The sequence below is a fragment of the Kiloniella antarctica genome (assembly GCF_042682825.1).
Lineage (GTDB): Bacteria > Pseudomonadota > Alphaproteobacteria > Kiloniellales > Kiloniellaceae > Kiloniella > Kiloniella antarctica.
The window spans coordinates 762,141-776,444 of sequence record NZ_JBHUII010000001.1 but is presented as its reverse complement, the minus strand read 5'-3'; the positions used below and the strand labels follow the sequence as shown (position 1 = coordinate 776,444).

Genomic DNA, 14,304 nt, shown 5'->3' with positions numbered 1-14,304 from the left:
AAATTTATGAAAATTACGACGGCGATGGTCCTTGCGGCAGGTTTTGGCAAGCGGATGCGGCCCCTTACAGAGAAAATACCAAAACCATTGGTGCCAGTATGCGGTAAACCGATGTTGGCTTCTATTCTCGATAAGTTAAAAGAATCTGGTTTTGATAAAATCGTGGTTAATGCCTTTTATTTAAAAGACCATATTCGCGGATTTCTAGAGAACAGAGCAGACCCTTCACTTATTTATTCGGAAGAGAGTTGTGTTTTGGAAACCGGAGGCGGTGTCTTACTTGCGTTACCTAAACTTGGCGATAAACCCTTTGCTGTTGTGAACGGTGATGTGTGCTGGATTGATGGGGCAGAACCAGCTTTACAGCGGCTCACCGAACTCTGGGATGGTGAGAAGATGGATGGCCTGCTCTTGCTTCACCCCACTTCTCAAGCTATTGGCTATGAGGGTTCGGGAGACTTTACGATGAATTCGGAAGGTTGTTTAGCGCGCCGCGGAGAAAGTGATCACGCGCCTTATGTATATGCAGGAATTCAAATATTACACCCAAAACTGTTTAAGGATGCCCCGGATGGTGCTTTCTCTTTGAATCATGTCTTTGACAAGGCCTTGGTCGATGATCGGCTATGTGGTCTGGTTCATGATGGCGACTGGTTTCATGTCGGTACCCCAAAGGGTTTGAAAGAAGTTGAGGAGATTTTGCAAAGCAGGAACTCTGTTCCCCACAGCCACTGATTTCAGGGTTATTTAATGGCGAGACATATTTACACTGTTCCCTCGAATGCGTCTTTTGCAGATGCTTTAGCTCAGGGAATCCTCGATCAGTGGGGAGCAAATCCTTTAGAACTTTCGCGGGTAATGGTTTTGTTACCAACCCGCCGGGCTTGTCGATCATTACAACATGCCTTTTTACGGGCTTCAGAGGGCAAGGCCCTCATGTTGCCGAGATTGCTTCCACTTGGAGACCTCGATCCCGATGAGCTGTTGATCTCAGCGTCAGATGTGTCTGTTGGGCAGGGAATGGAACTTGATCTGCCACCCGTTTTGTCGTCGCTGAGGCGTCAACTATTGCTCAGTCAATTGGTTTTGAAATGGTCGGCAACTCAAGCCAAGCTTCATGGCAGTGAAATTATTCCTGAGGATCAGGCTGTACGTTTGGCTGGTGAACTTGGTCGTTTTCTGGATCAAGTGCAGACCGAAGGACTCAATTTTTCTGAACTCAGCACATTGGTGCCTGAGGATTATGCTGAGCATTGGCAAATTACTTTAGAATTTTTGGAAATTCTCACTAAAATTTGGCCGGTGGTAGAAGAAGCAACAGGTGGTATTGGTCCCGCAGAGCGCCGGCGTCGCTTGCTTGAGGGGCAGGCTGAGTTTTGGCGGAATTGCCCCCCTGAACATCCGGTTATTGTTGCTGGTTCTACGGGTTCCATCCCGGCGGCGGCTGAACTCATCGGTGTGATTTCGAATTTATCCTTGGGGCAGGTGGTTTTGCCTGGTGTGGATTTTCAAGCAGTTGATGAAGTTTGGAATGATTTTTTAAAGGACAGTTCGCATCCCCAACATGGCTTGGCGACTTTGTTATCGCGGTTGAATATTGGTCGGGACGAGATACAGATATGGCCTTGCACGCAGGAAGGTCGAGCACCGGATGAGCGCGTAGAGTTGATCCAAACTGCTATGCGTCCTGCGCAATCGACCACGGAATGGCAAGGGTATATTGCTAGAACTGGTCCTGACACTTTTAAAAAAGCCCTGAGTGGCGTCACGCGGATTGATTGTCCAGGACCTGGCGAAGAGGCGTTATCGATTGCGCTGATATTGAGGTCAGTTTTAGAAAATCCGGCTAAAACAGCTGCTCTGATTACGCCGGACAGGGATTTGGCGCGTAGGGTCACTGCAGAGATGGAACGATGGAGCGTAAAAATTGATGATTCAGCTGGCTCTCCTCTCCCAGAGGCTGCACCTGCTGTTTTTCTGCGTCTAACTGCCGAGATGATGGTATCTGGCTTGGCGCCGATCTCTTTGTTGTCAGCTCTAAAGCACCCTTTATGTGCTGGGGGAATGGCTCCGGGTGTTTTTAACCGCATCCTCCGGCGTTTGGAAATCACTATTTTACGCGGGGTAAGGCCTGCGCCAGGGTTTTCTGGATTACTTGCAGCACTAGATCTAGAGAAAGATAAAGATAAAGAACTTTGTCTCTTTGTTGAAAAGATTGCGGAGTCAGCCGAAAATTTCACTCGCGCAATAGATGAAGGAACAAAGTCATTTAAGGAGCTGTTGGAAGGGCATGTCGGTTTTGCTGAAACTCTTGCTGCAACGGATGAATTGGATGGATCGGAAAGGTTGTGGGCAGGGGATGATGGTTCTGCGACGGCCGAGTTCGTTGCCGATTTGCGTGAAGCTGTGGCCGATGCCCCCGAAGTTTCCGGGCGGCGTTATCCGGAATTAATCGCGGCTTTAATGGTTGGGCGCGCGGTTCGGGCGCCGTTTGGCGCACATCCTCGATTGAGTATTCTGGGCGCAATCGAGGCCCGGTTACAACATTCGGACGTGGTTATTCTGGGTGGACTTAACGAAGGTAGTTGGCCGGCAGAAGCAAAATCTGGTCCCTGGATGAGTCGTCCGATGCGTAAGGATTTTGGCTTGCCACAACCTGAGTTGCAGGTCGGTTTGTCTGCGCAGGACTTTGTTCAGGCTTTTTGTGCGCCGGAAGTTTACCTCACACGCTCTGAAAAGGTCGAGGGTGCACCGACGGTTCCTTCACGTTGGCTATTGCGCATAGAAGCATTACTTGAAGGTCGAGGACTAAAAGGTCTTATTCAAAATGATGCGGAGAAGTGGTTGTCGTGGGCCGAGGAAAAAGATCTTCCTGCGCAACGCATTTCTGTTAAACCTCCGGCGCCGACACCGCCCGTATCTGCGCGCCCACGCAATTTATCCGTAACGCGCATTGAAACCTGGATGCGTGATCCTTACGCATTATATGCACAAAAAATTCTAAATTTGAGAAAGCTGGACCCTTTGGATGCGGATCCTTCGGGCGCGGATAAGGGGAGTTTGATCCATGAAGCTCTTGAGATTTTTTTAAAACGCTACCCCGATTTTGTGCCAGAAGATGGCGAAAAGCAGTTGATCGCGATTGGAGAAGAGGTTTTTTCTGCGGTTCGGGATCGTCCCGGAATTTGGGCCTTTTGGTGGCCCCGGTTTCAACGCATCGCAAAGTGGTTTGTCGAGGAAGAGCGCACACGCCGAAAACGTGTTTCAAAATCACATGTTGAGGTGGTAGGAGAAATTGTTCTTAAAGGGCCGGCGGGTGACTTTACGCTGACGGCAAAAGCGGATCGGATCGACGAATTGGCGGCGGGAGGGCTGGCCATTTTAGACTATAAAACAGGAACTGTGCCGAGCGCAAAAAATGTCCTTCAGGGGATATCTCCTCAATTACCTCTTGAGGCTGTGATTGCTGTTGAAGGCGGGTTTGGTATTTTGCCTGACGAGGTCAAAGAGCTACTTTATTGGCGTCTGACTGGGGGAGAACCTGCGGGGGAAGAGAAAAATGCCCTTGGTCAACGCGGAGCAAAAGAAGGTGTAAGTGAAGTGTCTAAAGTTGCTCTGGAGGGAGTGCTGGATTTGATCACTGAGTTTGACTATCAGGAGACCCCATATTCACCTCGACCGCGTCCCAAACAGGCTTTGGTTTATAATGACTTTGAACACCTTGCACGTGTCAAGGAATGGGCAAGTAGTGGTGAGGGCGAAGCATGAGCACCACTATTGAAGATATCCTGAATAAAGCAACCAGAGAACAACGTCAGGCCGCGGATCCGAATACATCGGTATGGGTTGGTGCTTCGGCTGGAGCAGGTAAAACCAAAGTGCTTACAGACAGGATACTTAATCTCCTGTTGAGCGGCTCTGAGCCGGGAAAAATTTTGGCTTTGACCTTTACCAAAGCCGCAGCGGCAGAGATGGCTAATCGTCTTTCAGCTAAGTTGGCGCGGTGGTCTACGATCCCAGAAACTGAACTAAGTGAAGAATTGCAATACCTGCTTGGGCGCTGGCCCGAAGCGAATGAAGTCATTACTGCACGGCGGTTATTTGCTCGGGTTCTTGATACGCCCGGTGGCATGAAAATCCAGACCATCCACGCCTTTTGCCAGTCTTTACTGGGGCGCTTTCCTCTTGAAGCGGGTGTGGCCCCGAACTTTCAAATTTTGGATGATCGTTCTGCGGATGAACTGCTTTATCGTTCTCGCGAAGATGTTCTTGCTGCGCGTGGAGGATTAAGCGAATTTGAAGTGTCCAAAGCCTTAGATAATCTAACGGCCTACACTCAAGAGCAAACCTTTGCACCCTTGGTTCAAGAGATCATCAGAGAAAGAGGACGTATTGCTCTGTTGCTAAAAGAGTACGGTGACCTTGATGGTTTGAAAGCGGCAATTTATCATGTTCTTGACGCTCCGCTGGGGGCAAACCCCGGCTCTCTTCTTGAAGCAGCCTGTGAAGATAATGTCGTAGATATTTTAAATTTGAGGCATGCCGCCGATGCCTTGTTACAAGGGGCAAAATCCGATCAGGAACGAGGCAAAGTTCTAAAAAATTGGATTGAAGCCGATCCCAAGATTCGAGGCGAACTCTACACAACGTATCGAGGCGTTTTCTTTACTCAATCCGGTGATATTCGCAGTCGTCTGGCAACAAAGGGGGCTCTCTCCGTTTTACCTCAGTTACCTGATATTTTGGTTGGTGAAGCAGAGCGCCTTATCCGATTGAATGAAAAGCTCAATGCCATTGGAGTCGCAAAGTCGACTTCGGCTCTGCTGACACTGGGGGTCTCGATACTGGCCCGTTACCAAAGATACAAAGAAGCTCGTGCTTTTCTCGACTATGATGATCTTATTCTTAAAGCCCGTGATCTTCTCCGTGGTGAAAAAGCTGTCGCGTGGGTTCTTTTCAAACTTGATGGGGGTTTGAATCATGTCCTCATTGATGAAGCACAGGATACTAATCCAGAACAGTGGGAGGTGGTTGCTTCTCTGTGTAATGAATTCTTTGATGGCGAAGGGGCCAGAGAATATGTGCGAACGATCTTTGCGGTCGGAGATGTTAAACAGTCAATCTATTCCTTTCAACGTGCGGACCCGGCCAAATTTGAAGAAATGCGACGTCATTTCGAGGAGCGAGTCACTACGGCCAAACAAGCATGGCAGCGCATAAGTCTGGATGTTTCGTTTCGCTCTACGCCGTCGGTTCTCTCTGTCGTTGATCAAGTCTTTGCCTCTGCGGTTGCCGCAGATGGGGTCTCCTTTGAGGAGGGGCCTCTACAGCACCAACCTGTAAGACTTGGTCAAGCCGGTCGGGTAGAGCTTTGGCCTTTGATGGCCAGCGAAGGCCAGGCGGATGATACGCCTTGGACTTTACCACTGGCGCAAGAAGCTGAAATGGAATCGCGGTCTCGTCTGGCGACGGTCCTTGCGCGACGCATTTACTATTGGACCTTGTCTCCTGAAGGTGAGCAGGATCCTGTTTGTCAGCTAACCGCCAAGGGGCGACGGATTGATGCCGGTGATGTTCTTGTTTTGGTCCGTCGACGAAATGCCTTTGTTGAAGAATTGGTTCGGGAGCTAAAAACACTTGGGGTACCTGTTTCCGGTGTTGACCGTATGGTCCTTACTGATCAAATGGCGGTCATGGATCTTATTGCCTTAGGACGCTTTTTGTTGTTGCCTGATGATGATTTGACCTTAGCAACCATCCTTAAAGGCCCGCTGATCGGACTAGATGAAGATCAGTTGTTTGAACTGGCCTATAAACGCAAAGGAAGCCTTTGGTCGGTGCTGCGTGATAAGGCGCGTCATAATGAGGCTTTTGCCCTGGCAGCGGGATATCTCAATGGATTGCTGGCAAGGGCCGACTATACACCGCCTTTTGAACTTTTGTCCCATATTTTAGGTCCACTTGAAGGGCGTAAAAAACTCTTGGCGCGTTTAGGACCGGATGCGCGTGACCCAATCGAAGAGTTCCTTTCCCTTTCTCTGGTTTATGAGCGTGAAGAAACACCATCATTGGAAGGCTTTCTGCACTGGCTGGAAGCGGGAGATCAAGAGATCAAGCGTGACCTTGAACAAGGGGGCGGTGCGGTCAGGATCATGACAGTACATGGTTCCAAAGGTCTTCAGGCTCCTGTTGTTCTGCTCCCGGATACCACCCAGATACCTCAGGCTGACCGAGGCGTGGTTTGGCTAAAAGAGAACAACAGTATTCCGGTGTGGTCACCGCGAACGGCAATGAATACAGAGGTTATCTCGTCAGCGCGGGATCAATTGCGCAAAGATGCTCTCCGGGAGTATCGGCGACTTCTTTATGTGGCCATGACCCGCGCGGAAGATCGTTTGGTCATTTGCGGGTGGATGGGACAGAGAGAACCTTCTGAGGATAGCTGGTATGCTTTAGCAAGAGCTGCCTTGTCAGGATCGGCCAAAGAAATGGACTTTGCCTTTCCCGAAGATCCTGCTGGCCTTTGGAGTGCTGCAGGCTGGGTGCAAGAGAACCCGCAGACTGCTGAGATCAAGAGTTCTACTGAAGAGGTTGTGGAAACGGTTCTGGTTGAAAGTTTACCTGCGTGGGCAAGCTGCGATCCTGATAGTGAACCCGTTCCACCTAAACCTTTGGCTCCTTCACGCGCAAAAGACGACGAGCCCCCAGTTCGCTCTCCTCTTGGGAACGATGACAGCTCTCGTTATCGCAGGGGGCGTCTAATTCATAGATTACTTCAGAGCCTTCCTGATCAACCTGAGAGTAAGTGGTTTGATGTGGGGCGACGCTTTCTAACTTCTCCACTACACGAACTTAACTCTGAACAGGTGGAAGGATTACTTCAAGAAACACTCTCAGTTCTGAAACATCCAGATTACCGTGATTTATTTGGTGAAAGTAGCCAGGCTGAAGTGCCGATTGTTGGTCTTGTTAGAAGAGATGGTGGCGTTGAAGTTATTTCAGGGCAAGTTGATCGTTTGGTTATTTCTGATAAAAAAGTAAAAATAATTGATTACAAAACCAACCGACCACCGCCTCAATTTGTTAATAAAGTACATCGTGCTTATCTGAGGCAAATGGCGGCTTATCGGGTCGTTTTACGTCAAATTTACCCTGAGCATGAGATCGAGGCTCACTTACTTTGGACTGATGATGCACGTTTAATGTATCTGCCTGATGATATTCTTTCGCAATATGAACCTTGACGTTGGGGGACCTCAATCCCTACATTCATGCTGACGCTGTAATGTATATTTAGAAATCTTTTTAAAACATTGCACAAAAACAAAATGGCAAGAGGTACGATATGTCAACGATCGCAATCAGCGACGCTTCTTTTGAAGCAGATGTTCTTAAGGCAGAGACTCCTGTCCTCGTCGATTTCTGGGCTGAATGGTGTGGTCCTTGTAAAATGATTGCGCCTGCTCTTGATGAGCTCGCTGTTGAAATGGGCGGTTCACTTACTATTGCAAAACTGAACATTGACGAAAATTCAATGACACCACAGCAGTATGGCGTGCGGGGTATTCCGACGTTACTGCTTTTTAAAGGTGGTGAAGTTGTTGCAACTAAAGTTGGTGCAATCGCTAAGGGCCAATTGAAAGAGTGGATTAACACTGCACTTGCCTAGGTTAATTTTGCTTATGAAAAAGCCTCGCTGGTCAGCGGGGCTTTTTTATGTGTGTTCCTTTTATTCAAATCATGAGAGTGCGAAAAGTCACATTGGATAATGTGATTTAGTAAATTATTTTATGGTCACGAGCTGTATTCAAAAATTAGTGGTGTACCTTATCGGTACATAAGATGCCACCAGCACCCCAATTTTCCTTATTTACATCGTCAATGACGACATAGACAGCTTCCCTATTACAACCTGTGATTCTAGCCGTTTCCTCGGTCAATTTTTTGACGAGAGCACGTTTTTGCTCGAGGGAACGACCTTGGAACATCTCCACACGGATGATCGGCATGATCTGGTCCTCTTTCTGAGTGAGATAAGGATACCCGAAAGTTATCGAAAAATCCACTTTTTCCAACGTTTCGTCCAACAACTTGAAAAAAAACGGGTGCTTTGCAAATGTTAGGAATTATAACCTGAATCAAGTTTATATGAGGCGCTATAAATAGGGATATAAGCTTCTAGGTAAATTCCGTTAAAACGTCACATAATAGAAATATTTTAAAGGAGCAGGTTTCGGGTGTCTTAGAAGCTTTGAGAGAGAATATGTCCTGCTAAATAAAGTGACCCGCAGATCAAAATTCGACCTGGTTTTTCCTGTGTAATGATCTCAGCAACGGCTTGTTCTGCAGATGGACAGGCTTTGGCGTCAAACCCTGCTTCATTAGCGTGACCTGCGGCATCTTCTGCGCTTAGTGAAGCAGGCTCATACGGAATTTCGATCGCCCGCAAACTTGTTCCCAAAGAGGCTAAGGGGCGAAGATACTCTGAAGCTGCTTTGGTGTTGAGCATGCCATAGATAATGTGAACGGGTTTTTCTTGCCAAGTCTCCAAAATTTTAGCAAGGGCGAGACCCGCTGATTCGTTATGCCCGCCATCAAGCCAAAGCTCCCAAGGGTTGTTGTTGGGGAGTAAGTCAGGAAGCAAGCCAGAATGGAGCTGTTGCATGCGCCCCGGCCACGATGCATGGGTTAAGCCCAGTTTAACTTTATCTTCCTCAAGAGAGAACTGATTTGTGAGAAGGTCTGTTGCGGCGACTGCAAGAGCAGCATTTTCTACCTGATGGGCACCGAGCAGGTTAGGACGTGGATACCGTGTACTAGCGTTCCGCCCCGTAAAGAGAAAGCTGTTCTCCTCGATCATAATTGACCAGTCACGGCCTTCAATGTAAAGCTCTGAGCCAATTTCTTTTGCCCGGGCTTCAATAACGTCGAGTACTTCAGGTAACTGCTTACCAACAACACAGGCAACCCCTGGCTTGAGGATGCCCGCCTTCTCGCCAGCAATTTCTTCAATAGTATCGCCCAGAAACTGTGTGTGATCGATAGAAATGGGCGTAATTGCGGTCAAAGCAGGTTGGGCAACCATATTCGTGGCATCCAAACGTCCTCCAAGTCCGGTCTCAAGCAGGAGAGCGTCTGCAGGAGTACGGCTATAGGCAATAAAAGCGGCGACCGTCGTTACTTCGAAAAATGTTATAGATTCAGGTCCGTTGACCCTTTCGCATTCTTCGAGCAAGGAAACCAGATCATTTTCACTGATGAGTTCCCCGGCGAGGCGGATGCGCTCGTGGAATTTCACCAGATGAGGAGAGGTATAGAGATGAACCTTTTTATCGTGCGCTTCCAAAATGGCCCGAACATAGGCCAAAAAGGAGCCCTTGCCATTGGTTCCGGCAACATGGATCACCGGGGGCAATTTCTCTTCTGGATGGTTAAACAACGATAAAAGCCGTTCAACACGCCCGAGAGAAAGATCAATAATCTTTGGATGTAAAAGACTAAGGCGTTCAAGCACGACATCACTACGACGCATGGACATTTCTTACTACCCGGTTTCTTTAAGCGACAACGACAAACAGCGAAGCGTTAGGATTCAATAGGCGCACCTGATGTTTCAATCGTTACTTTTTCAGTTTTCTCTGTGGTTTCTGGCAGCGGTAATACCTCTGCAGCAGGACCTCTTTGAGTAAGAAGTTTAAATATACGTATCAGTGTTTCACGCATATCATGACGATGAACAACCATGTCCACCATGCCGTGTTCCAAGAGATACTCTGCGGTTTGGAAACCTTCAGGTAGTTTCTCGCGAATGGTTTCTTCAATCACACGCTTGCCTGCAAACCCAATATTGGCTTCGGGTTCCGCAATTGCGATATCCCCGAGCATAGCAAAGGACGCTGAAACACCCCCTGTTGTCGGGTCGGTCAGGAGAACTACGTAAGGAAGGCCAGCATCTTTGACCATATCAACTGCGATGATGGAGCGTGGCATCTGCATTAGAGACAAGATGCCTTCTTGCATACGTGCACCACCAGAGGCGGGAATTACAAGCAGAGGAGCTTTCTGGAGAACAGCTAGACGTGCGGCTGTAAGTAGCCCTTCACCAACAGCCGTACCCATAGAACCACCCATGTAGGAGAAGTTAAAGGCAGCAACAACCGTTTGCATGCCGCCCATGGTGCCGCGAGCGACGAGGATTGCTTCCTTGTCTTCGTTCTTGGCATTGGCGTCTTTGATGCGATCGGTATAGCGCTTTAAGTCTTTAAATTTGAGGGGATCAGCAATGGTTTTTGGGAGCTCTACTAAGGTGAACTCACCATCGTCAAACAAGGTCTCTAGGCGTTTACGTGCCGAAATTCTCATGTGATGGCCGCTATAAGGGCAAACCCATAGATTTTTCTCTAGCTCTTTTTTGAAAATCATTTGCCCTGTCGCGGGTGATTTTACCCAGAGATCGTCCGGCGTATCTTTCTGCACAAGAGCGCGGATTTTCGGGCGAACGTAGTTGGAGATCCAGTTCATTCTAATCTGCCTTATTGGTCAAATATCTACGTGCGGGCGCCACGTACACCTTCTGAAAGTGTACGTACGTATTCCAACACAGCTTGGCTGAGGCCCGGTTTTGGTCGGTTGTTCTCATCCAGATTTTCTTTTAGTTTATCAATAATTGCGGAACCGACAACAGCGGCATCTGCAACTTGGGCAACACTTGCTGCTTGATCTGGTGTCCGGATGCCAAATCCAACTGCAACAGGCAGATCGGTATCGGTTTTTATACGGGCAACAGATTCTCGAATATTGTCTTGAGATGCAGCGGCTGTTCCGGTGATTCCAAGAATGGACACGTAATATACAAATCCGCTGGTGTTGTTAAGTACTTTCGGTAATCTTTCACCAACTGTAGTTGGTGTGGTCAAGCGAATGAAATGTAGGCCTTGCTCTAACGCAGGGATACAGAACTCGTCGTCATGCTCTGGGGGAAGATCAACGATGATAAAGCCGTCAACACCAACTTCTTTTGCATCGATAAGGAAAGTCTCAACGCCATAAATATAGATGGGGTTGTAATAGCCCATAAGGATAATGGGCGTGTTTTGATTGTCTTCTCTAAAAGCTTTGACGAGTTCTAATGTCTTTTTTAACGTCATACCCTGACGCAACGCACGAAGACTTGAGGCTTGGATCGCCGGACCATCAGCCATGGGATCTGAAAAGGGCATCCCAAGTTCAATAACATCGGCGCCTGCTGCGGGCAGACCTTTAACGATTTCAAGACTTGTTTCAAAGTCGGGGTCACCTGCGGTTAAAAAGGTGACGAGACCGCCGCGACCTTGTTCTTGCAGGTCGGAAAAACGTTTTTCTAGTCTAGTTTGGCTCATATCCTGTTTCCCACTCAAATCGTCACGCCGAGAGCGTCGGCAACAGTAAAGATATCTTTATCACCACGACCACAAAGGTTCATAAGAAGGATTTTGTCTTTACCCATCCTTGGTGCGATTTTTGTAACGTGAGCCAGGGCATGAGCAGGCTCTAGAGCGGGAATGATACCCTCTATTTTTGAAAGCAATTGAAATGCTTCTAACGCTTCTACATCTGTGGCTGAGGCGTAATTTACACGACCAACGTCATGGAGCCAAGAATGTTCTGGCCCAATACCAGGATAGTCCAGCCCCGCAGATATGGAGTGTGCATCTGTAATTTGGCCGTCGTCATCTTGGAGTAGGAATGTACGGTTTCCATGAAGAACGCCAGGCTTTCCACCCGTTAAGGATGCCGCGTGTTTATCGGTAGATACACCATGGCCGGCAGCTTCTACACCGGTAATGGCAACATCTTTGTCATCCAAGAAAGGATAGAACAGTCCGATGGCGTTAGATCCGCCGCCAATACAGGCCACAAGTTGATCAGGAAGGCGTCCTTCTGCTTCGAGCATTTGTTCTTTTGCTTCGCGACCAATAATCGACTGAAAGTCGCGAACCATCATCGGGTAGGGGTGAGGTCCAGCAGCTGTTCCAATGATGTAGAAGGTTTCTTCGACGTTTGCGACCCAATCACGCAGGGCATCGTTCATGGCGTCTTTAAGAGTGCCTGTACCACTTTCAACCGCAATGACTTCCGCGCCGAGGAGTTTCATGCGAAAAACATTTGGTGCTTGGCGTGCGATATCGGTTGCCCCCATGTAGACAACGCAGGGTAGATCGAAAAGAGCACAGAAAGTTGCAGTTGCAACGCCGTGTTGGCCGGCACCTGTTTCAGCGATGATTCTCTTTTTCCCCATGCGCTTGGCTAATAGAATTTGGCCGAGAACATTGTTGGCTTTGTGAGATCCTGTGTGGTTGAGTTCATCACGTTTGAAATAGATTTTTGCACCACCGCATCGTTCAGTCAGACGTTCAGCAAAATAAAGCGGGCTTGGACGACCAACGTAATGTTTGGCGTAATAGTCATAATCTTTCTGAAAAGAGGGATCAGCTTTTGCTGCGTTGTAAGCCTTTTCAACCTCCAGAATAAGAGGCATAAGCGTTTCGGCGACAAAGCGTCCGCCAAAAATACCAAAATGCCCGCGTTCATCCGGACCGTTCATATAGGAATTGGGTGTTTTCATATCTACTCTACAACCTTATGCGAACACTGTGATCTGCCTTGGCGATCTATCTCGGGCGGACTTTGCCTGAAAACCTTTGTTCCTGCAAGGGATCGACAGCTTAGATCTTGAATATTTTGAAAAGCAACGGCGCACCATAGCTACACCACAGGCCAGCAACCACACCGACGATAAAGGTAAGAATAAGAACAAGGTCGAGCCCTTTTCCCGGGGCAATATCCAACAGTAAGAGGATAGGCGGAAGACCGATAAGTGGACGGAGAGCCAGTTTGAGTTTATTTACCGTTTTTGGGGGATGCTTTCCATCTAAAAGCGCAAGCCCTAGAAGCCAGCCGAACAAGAGAGCGGGTACGAGGATAATGTTATCAGCTTTAACAGGTTTAATAGGATGACCTGCATTGCGCAGCCATTCGTCGAGTACAGGTTGTCCGGCTGCAATCTGGACAGCAATAAGGCCGATAAGCATTAAAAAAAGCGAAAAGAAAAATGATCCTAAAATACGGAATTTTGTCGTACTGTTTTGCCACCACTTCATGGCAGGTTTTTCCAAGGATATGATGGCGATGAGCAAAATAATGCCTATCATCCATCCCGTGTATACCTGAGCGGAAGTGTGAACGTTCCCAACAATCCGGGTCCACCCCGTTATAACCACGATGAGGGCTGCCAGTCCATAAGCCCAATACCGTCGAGAGGACTTAGCAAGCAGGCCATAAAAAATTGGCGGCGTCTGGGCGTGGCCAGATGGCATACCATAAGAAGTACTTTTTTCAATGGCGACAAGTCCTGGTTCCACCCAATAGGGGCGAGGCTGAAAAATTGCCATTTTCAAAGTTTGTTGTACGGAACTAGACAGGCACAAAGCGAACCAAAGGCGTGTTCCCAAGCGCGGACAAATCACCCAGTAGATGCAGACGGTCGAGACCAGAAAGAGCTGAATTTCCCCTAAGTGAGAAAGGGCAGCGATTACTGTGGGGGAAAGCAGTTCTGTCAAAAAATCCGACATCACACTCTTTTCGCAAGCGCGGTGAAGCGTTCAATTTTTTCAGATGACTTTACACCGGGACTTTCTTCCACGCCCGAGGAAACATCCACGGCCTGTGCGCCGGATATCTTTAACGCTTCTTTGATATTGTCACAGTGAAGCCCACCAGCGAGCATCCACGGCCGTCTCCAGCTTCTCCCCGACAGAAGCCTCCAGTCAAAGGAGATCGCATTGCCGCCGGGCAGAGCATTTTTTAACCCTTTGGGTGGTTTGGCATCAAAAAGAAAACGATCAGCAACTTCTTCGAAAGGCGTAATGTTTTCGAAATCTTTTTTATCAGAGACTTTGAACACTTTCATGACTTCAAGACCAAAGGTGCGCTTGATTTCCGCTACGCGCTCAAGAGACTCCTCGCCATGAAGCTGCAAAATATCAAGCGGAATCTGGGTCAAAATTTGCCTGATCTCATCATCACTGACATCCACGAGCAAACCGACCTTTTTGATACCGGGTTTTACCTGTCGTGTAAGAGCGCTTGCCTGATCAAGGCTGACATGACGGGGACTCTTGGGGAAAAAGACAAACCCCAGGTAATCAGCGCCAGCTTGTTGTGCTGAATGGAGCGCTTCATTGCTGTTGATGCCGCATATTTTGACTTCTGTTTGCAAGGTGGTGCCTTTTAGTTTTCTTATTGGGGCGTAGAGAAAATCATGTT

Annotated in this window: 11 protein-coding genes; 4 read left to right on the top strand and 7 right to left on the bottom strand. The window is 48.2% G+C overall.

Annotated elements, in window-relative coordinates; genetic code table 11:
• The first annotated feature begins 6 nt into the window (after positions 1-6).
• From ACFSKO_RS03705 to trxA, 4 genes are all read left to right on the top strand, one after another.
• Complete coding sequence (locus ACFSKO_RS03705; protein ID WP_380248535.1) at positions 7-735, top strand: nucleotidyltransferase family protein; 729 nt, start codon at positions 7-9, stop codon at positions 733-735.
• A gap of 15 nt (positions 736-750) precedes the next feature.
• Positions 751-3,768 (top strand): double-strand break repair protein AddB, encoded by a 3,018-nt coding sequence (gene addB, locus ACFSKO_RS03700; protein WP_380248533.1) that lies wholly within the window; start codon positions 751-753, stop codon positions 3,766-3,768.
• Positions 3,765-7,244: a double-strand break repair helicase AddA gene (addA, locus tag ACFSKO_RS03695; RefSeq protein ID WP_380248530.1), complete on the top strand. Its 3,480-nt coding sequence runs from the start codon at positions 3,765-3,767 to the stop codon at positions 7,242-7,244. Before addB ends, addA begins: the two co-directional genes overlap by 4 nt.
• A 101-nt stretch (positions 7,245-7,345) precedes the next feature.
• Entirely contained in the window at positions 7,346-7,669 is a 324-nt protein-coding gene (gene trxA / locus ACFSKO_RS03690; RefSeq protein ID WP_380248528.1) for a thioredoxin TrxA, read from the top strand.
• A gap of 145 nt (positions 7,670-7,814) precedes the next feature.
• Here trxA and ACFSKO_RS03685 read toward each other — a convergent pair whose 3' ends face one another.
• The 7 genes from ACFSKO_RS03685 to ACFSKO_RS03655 form a co-directional block, all read right to left on the bottom strand.
• Positions 7,815-8,066 carry a 2-hydroxymuconate tautomerase gene (locus tag ACFSKO_RS03685; protein ID WP_380248526.1) on the bottom strand — a complete coding sequence of 84 codons (252 nt, stop codon included), beginning with the start codon at positions 8,064-8,066 and terminating at the stop codon, positions 7,815-7,817.
• A gap of 176 nt (positions 8,067-8,242) precedes the next feature.
• The gene (locus ACFSKO_RS03680) at positions 8,243-9,532 is read right to left on the bottom strand and encodes a bifunctional folylpolyglutamate synthase/dihydrofolate synthase (RefSeq protein WP_380248524.1); all 1,290 of its coding nucleotides are present in this window, start codon (positions 9,530-9,532) and stop codon (positions 8,243-8,245) included.
• A 53-nt stretch (positions 9,533-9,585) separates the two neighbouring features.
• Positions 9,586-10,521, bottom strand: coding sequence for an acetyl-CoA carboxylase, carboxyltransferase subunit beta (gene accD, locus ACFSKO_RS03675; protein ID WP_380248522.1), 936 nt, complete (start codon positions 10,519-10,521; stop codon positions 9,586-9,588).
• A 26-nt stretch (positions 10,522-10,547) separates the two neighbouring features.
• A complete protein-coding gene (gene trpA, locus ACFSKO_RS03670; protein WP_380248520.1) occupies positions 10,548-11,378 on the bottom strand; it encodes a tryptophan synthase subunit alpha in 831 nt (276 codons plus the stop codon).
• 14 nt (positions 11,379-11,392) lie between these two features.
• On the bottom strand, positions 11,393-12,604 hold the full coding sequence (trpB, locus tag ACFSKO_RS03665) for a tryptophan synthase subunit beta (protein WP_380248518.1): 1,212 nt from the start codon (positions 12,602-12,604) through the stop codon (positions 11,393-11,395).
• 100 nt (positions 12,605-12,704) lie between these two features.
• Positions 12,705-13,610 carry a phosphatase PAP2 family protein gene (locus ACFSKO_RS03660; RefSeq protein WP_380248516.1) on the bottom strand — a complete coding sequence of 302 codons (906 nt, stop codon included), beginning with the start codon at positions 13,608-13,610 and terminating at the stop codon, positions 12,705-12,707.
• Positions 13,610-14,257 carry a phosphoribosylanthranilate isomerase gene (locus ACFSKO_RS03655; protein ID WP_380248514.1) on the bottom strand — a complete coding sequence of 216 codons (648 nt, stop codon included), beginning with the start codon at positions 14,255-14,257 and terminating at the stop codon, positions 13,610-13,612. Before ACFSKO_RS03655 ends, ACFSKO_RS03660 begins: the two co-directional genes overlap by 1 nt.
• Positions 14,258-14,304 lie beyond the last annotated feature (47 nt).

Excerpts from the sequence above, each read along its gene's own strand:
- ACFSKO_RS03705 (WP_380248535.1), top strand. The coding sequence starts at position 7 with ATGAAAATTACGACGGCGATGGTCCTTGCGGCAGGTTTTGGCAAGCGG.
- addB (WP_380248533.1), top strand. The coding sequence starts at position 751 with ATGGCGAGACATATTTACACTGTTCCCTCGAATGCGTCTTTTGCAGAT.
- addA (WP_380248530.1), top strand. The coding sequence starts at position 3,765 with ATGAGCACCACTATTGAAGATATCCTGAATAAAGCAACCAGAGAACAA.
- trxA (WP_380248528.1), top strand. The coding sequence starts at position 7,346 with ATGTCAACGATCGCAATCAGCGACGCTTCTTTTGAAGCAGATGTTCTT.
- ACFSKO_RS03680 (WP_380248524.1), bottom strand. The coding sequence starts at position 9,532 with ATGCGTCGTAGTGATGTCGTGCTTGAACGCCTTAGTCTTTTACATCCA.
- accD (WP_380248522.1), bottom strand. The coding sequence starts at position 10,521 with ATGAACTGGATCTCCAACTACGTTCGCCCGAAAATCCGCGCTCTTGTG.
- trpA (WP_380248520.1), bottom strand. The coding sequence starts at position 11,378 with ATGAGCCAAACTAGACTAGAAAAACGTTTTTCCGACCTGCAAGAACAA.
- trpB (WP_380248518.1), bottom strand. The coding sequence starts at position 12,604 with ATGAAAACACCCAATTCCTATATGAACGGTCCGGATGAACGCGGGCAT.
- ACFSKO_RS03660 (WP_380248516.1), bottom strand. The coding sequence starts at position 13,610 with ATGTCGGATTTTTTGACAGAACTGCTTTCCCCCACAGTAATCGCTGCC.